Consider the following 4,237-nt stretch of genomic DNA (forward strand, 5'->3'; position numbering starts at 1 on the left):
GAGGCCCGCGCGCCGCATGTCCTCGCCGGCGCCCTCGTCGCGGAAGCGGCACTGGAAATGTTCAAGTTCGACAGCATGGTGACCTGCCCGTGGGCCCTGCGTGAAGGACTCATCCTCCGCCGCCTGGACCAGCTGGTGTTTGAGGGGCCGATCGATCCCCCGCCGCATGTGGCAGAGCAACCGCCGGCGCGGCTTCAGTCGCCGGAAAAGGCTCTCTGAGACGGCTTGGACCAGCGGCGGGTGTCGAGACTGTGTCGATCCGGAGCGTCCTCGATCGTGTAAGTGCTGAGAGGCCGGCACGGCGCCGGCCGATTCGACAAGGAGGCACCCGAAATGACGCAGTACCTGCTCAGCATTTACCAGCCGGACGGCCCTGCCCCGGACCCTGAGTTCCTCGAACCCATCATGCGTGACCTGGCGGCCCTGAACCATGAAATGCAGGCGGCGGGGGCCTGGGTGTTCGCCGCGGGTCTCCACCCGGCGGAGTCCGCGACAGTCCTGCGGCCCAACGGTGGCGAGATCCTGGTGACCGACGGGCCGTTCACCGAAGGCAAGGAGCACCTCGGCGGATTCACCGTGATCGAGGCCGAGGATCTGGACGCGGCCCTTGGCTGGGCAAGGAAGCTGGCCGGCGCCACCACACTTCCCGTCGAAGTCCGTCCCTTCCAGCACTAGCCGCCGGTCGGGGGTGCTGGTGTGGGTGAGCGCCGTGGACATGAGGCAGCGACCGAGGCGGACATCGCCCGGGTGTTCCGGCGCGAGTACGGCCGCGCCGTAGCCGTTCTGACGCGGACGTTCGGGAACATCGATATTGCCGAGGACGCCGTCCAGGATGCCTTTGCCGCGGCGGTCCAGCACTGGCCCTCGGCCGGCATCCCGCCCAGCCCGGCTGGCTGGATCATCACGACGGCACGGCACCGGGCGATTGACCGGCTGCGGCGGGAAGCCTCACGCGAGGACAAGCACGCACAGGCGGCCCTGCTCGCGGCGGCGCGGTCCGGGGCCGGACCCGCGCCGGCCGCCGAAGAGCAGTTCCTGGCGGAACAGTCAGGGGTCGAGGACGTGGACGACGATACTTTGCGGCTGATTTTCACGTGCTGCCATCCTGCCCTGGCCGCGTCCGCCCAGGTGGCGCTGACGCTGCGGCTTCTGGGTGGATTGACAACGGCGGAAATCGCCAGGGCCTTCCTGGTCCCGGAAGCGACCATGGCGCAGCGGCTGGTCCGGGCCAAAGCGAAAATCCGGGATGCCAAGGTCCCATACCGGGTCCCGCAGGGCGCCGACCTGCCCGAACGGCTGCAATCGGTGCTGGCGGTGGTCTACCTCATCTTCAACGAGGGCTACACCGCGGGCCCCGCCGACGGCCCGGAACGTACGGAGCTCTGCACGGAAGCCATCCGGCTCGGCAGGCTGTTGGCGTCGCTGATGCCGGACGAACCGGAAGCGGCGGGACTGCTGGCGCTGATGCTGCTCATCGAGTCCCGCCGCGCCGCGCGATTCACGCCCGACGGGGGACTGGTGCTGCTCGCGGCCCAGGACCGGGGGCGCTGGGACAGCGCCCTGGCCGCCGAAGGCCGTGAGCTGGTGCGCCGGTGCCTGCGCCGGAACCAGCCGGGACCGTATCAGCTCCAGGCGGCGATCAACGCCGTCCACAGCGACGCCGCGGCCGCCGGGGACACCGACTGGGCGCAGATCCTGCAGTTGTATGACCAGCTTCTGGCCGTCGCGCCGGGTCCTGTCGTGGCGCTGAACCGCGCCGTGGCCCTGGCAGAGCTCCACGGGCCCGTTGCCGGGCTGGCGGCGGTCGAGGGCCTGGGACTGGACACCTACTACCTCTTCCACGCCGTCCGCGCCGACTTCCTGGTGCGGCTGCGCCGCTATCCGGAGGCCGCCGAAGGCTACAGGCGGGCGCTGGCGCTTGCCGGCAGCGCCGCGGAACGCCGGTTCCTGGAAGGCAAGCTCCGCAGCCCGGTGTTCGGCGGGGCCGCAGACGGGTAGAAAGCAGACGGCTGGAAACCTGGGCCGGGCCGCGCCCCGTGGCGGGCCCGTTCGCGCCGGTTAAAAGAGTAGGGCCGGGCGATCTGGAGCAGGACTTGGGGGAACTCTGCTGCAAATCGCCCGGCGCACCGCCGGCTCCGGGGGAACCGGCTATCATCACTCGCACCTGTTGAGGCACTTTCCAAGGTAATGGCCGATCATGGGTGCGCAGCGAGTTTTCCCTGTGTGTTCGCTGGCAATCCGACGGCGTCCCCGGGATGGTGGCCGGCTCCGCCGCGGGGGCTTTAAACGGCAAAGGCACCGGCGGTCCGCTGCGGGAAAATGGGAAAACCCGCTGCAACCACCGGTGCCGCGCAGGCATCCGCATGCCTGCTGCATCACTCGCACCCTCAATGAGGTAGTTACAACGTTAGGTTCCAAAGTTGTGCGCTGACTGCGCTGAAGGTGGGAGCTGGCTGGGAATCACGTCAGACTGCAATGATGGGGACATGAGCAACCGAATCGCATTCCTGGGCTGTGGGTCAATGAACGAGGCAATTATGGCGGGGCTGATCGACGGCGGCGTCGACCCGGGCGACATTGTCGCAACCGTCCGCCGGGCCGGGCGCGCGGCCGAGCTGGCCCAGCGCCACCCCGGGATCACCGCCATCGCGGGCGAAGAAGAGCCGGACAACAATAAACAGGCCGCCACCGGCTCCGCCGTCGTGATCCTGGGCGTCAAACCCGTGGGGATCGCGGACCTGGCCCGGGAAATCAGCGGATCCCTTTCACCGGGCACGATCGTCATCAGCGTTGCGGCCGCCGTGTCACTGGAGCAGCTGGAGGCGGCGCTGCCGGCCGGCCAGCCCGTCATCCGCACAATGCTGAACACGCCGGCGAAGCTGGGCCGCGGCGTGGTCTCCGTCTCGCCCGGGACCAGCTGCTCCGCCGGGCAACTCCAGCGCGCCAAGGACATCCTCGCCGCCGCCGGCACGGTCGTGGAGATCCCGGAAGAGCAGGTGGACGCCCTCTCCGCGATCAGCGGCTCGGGCCCGGCCTACGCCTTCTACCTAGCGGAGGCCATGGCCGAGGCCGGGGCACGACTGGGCCTGGACCCGGAGCTGTCGCTGTTGCTGGCCCGCGAGACCGTCGCCGGGGCGGGCTTCATGCTGGCTGAGCCCGGCGCGGATCCTGCCGCATTGCGCAAGGCGGTCACGAGCCCGAACGGCACCACGGAACGGGCCATCGCCACCTTTGACGAGCGCGGACTGCCGGCCATCATTGCCGACGGCGCCCGCGCGGCGGCTGAGCGCGCCGCGGAAATCACCCGACAGCTCGCCTGAGCCGGCCCGGGCAGGCCCTGGAGCCGCAGCCCTGGGAGCCGCAGCCCTGGAGCCGCAGGCTCCGGTTGCGGCCTAGGGGCGGGCAGCGAACCGTTCGAGCAGGTCCACGTGGCCCGAAACGATGAGCATGTCCCGCGAGGAAACCTTGGTTTCCGGCCGCGCGTAGGTGAAGTCCTCGCCCGGGGACTTCACGCCCACAATCGTGACGCCGTACTTGGACCGGACTTTGGACTCATCGAGGGTGAAGCCCACGGTCTCGCGCGGCGGGTACATCTTGACGATCGCGAAGTCGTCGTCAAACTCGATGAAGTCCAGCATGCGCCCGGAGACCAGGTGCGCGGCGCGGACACCGGCGTCGGCCTCCGGGTAGATGACGTGGTTGGCGCCGATGCGGGTGAGGATCTTGCCGTGCGAGGGCGTGATCGCCTTGACCCAGAGGTGTTCGATTCCCAGGTCCACGAGGTTCACCGTGATCAGCACGGAGGATTCGATCGAGGTGCCCACGCCCACGACGGCGGAACTGAATTCCTGGGCGCCGAGCTGGCGGAGGGCATCGATGTTGGTGGCGTCGGCTTCCACCACGTGCGTCAGGACGCTCGCCCACTTCTGGACGAGGGCGCGGTCGCGTTCAATGGCCAGGACCTCCCGGCCCTGCTTGACCAGCTGTTCTGCGGTGGATGCACCAAAACGGCCCAGCCCGATCACCAGCACGGGGGCGTTGTGGGCGGGGCGGTTGACGGCGCCTGAGGAACTAGCCAATGATCGGTCTCTCTTCCGGGTAGTGGTACAGCTGGCTGCGCTGGCGGAGGGCCAGGCCGGCGGCAAGGGTGACCGTCCCGACGCGCCCGGCGAACATGAGCAAAGCGAGGACGTAGACCCCCTCCGGCGGCAACTCTGCACTGAGGTTGGTGCTGAGG

The 4,237-nt window shown here is 69.1% G+C and carries 4 protein-coding genes and 2 pseudogenes; 4 read left to right on the plus strand and 2 right to left on the minus strand.

The features are described 5' to 3' along the window. The 4 genes and pseudogenes from LQV45_RS19420 to proC all read left to right on the plus strand — a co-directional run. A pseudogene (locus LQV45_RS19420) lies at nt 1-219 on the plus strand (Ppx/GppA family phosphatase); the annotation flags it as partial. Between the two features lie 114 nt (nt 220-333). After that, entirely contained in the window at nt 334-675 is a 342-nt protein-coding gene (locus tag LQV45_RS19425) for a YciI family protein (RefSeq protein WP_028277719.1), read from the plus strand. 21 nt (nt 676-696) lie between these two features. Then, entirely contained in the window at nt 697-1,998 is a 1,302-nt protein-coding gene (locus tag LQV45_RS19430; RefSeq protein ID WP_230008422.1) for an RNA polymerase sigma factor, read from the plus strand. Between the two features lie 488 nt (nt 1,999-2,486). Next, nucleotides 2,487-3,320 (plus strand): pyrroline-5-carboxylate reductase, encoded by an 834-nt coding sequence (gene proC / locus LQV45_RS19435; RefSeq protein ID WP_230008423.1) that lies wholly within the window; start codon nt 2,487-2,489, stop codon nt 3,318-3,320. A gap of 72 nt (nt 3,321-3,392) precedes the next feature. On the opposite strand, the gene LQV45_RS19440 is transcribed toward proC, so the two are convergent. Together LQV45_RS19440 and LQV45_RS19445 are read right to left on the minus strand one after the other, a co-directional pair. Then, nucleotides 3,393-4,031, minus strand: coding sequence for a TrkA family potassium uptake protein (locus tag LQV45_RS19440; RefSeq protein WP_374208249.1), 639 nt, complete (start codon nt 4,029-4,031; stop codon nt 3,393-3,395). A 40-nt stretch (nt 4,032-4,071) separates the two neighbouring features. Then, nucleotides 4,072-4,237: pseudogene (locus tag LQV45_RS19445) on the minus strand (TrkH family potassium uptake protein); the annotation flags it as partial.

It is taken from the genome of Microbacterium sp. Bi128, assembly GCF_918698205.1.

Excerpts from the sequence above, each read along its gene's own strand:
- LQV45_RS19425 (WP_028277719.1), top strand. The coding sequence starts at position 334 with ATGACGCAGTACCTGCTCAGCATTTACCAGCCGGACGGCCCTGCCCCG.
- proC (WP_230008423.1), top strand. The coding sequence starts at position 2,487 with ATGAGCAACCGAATCGCATTCCTGGGCTGTGGGTCAATGAACGAGGCA.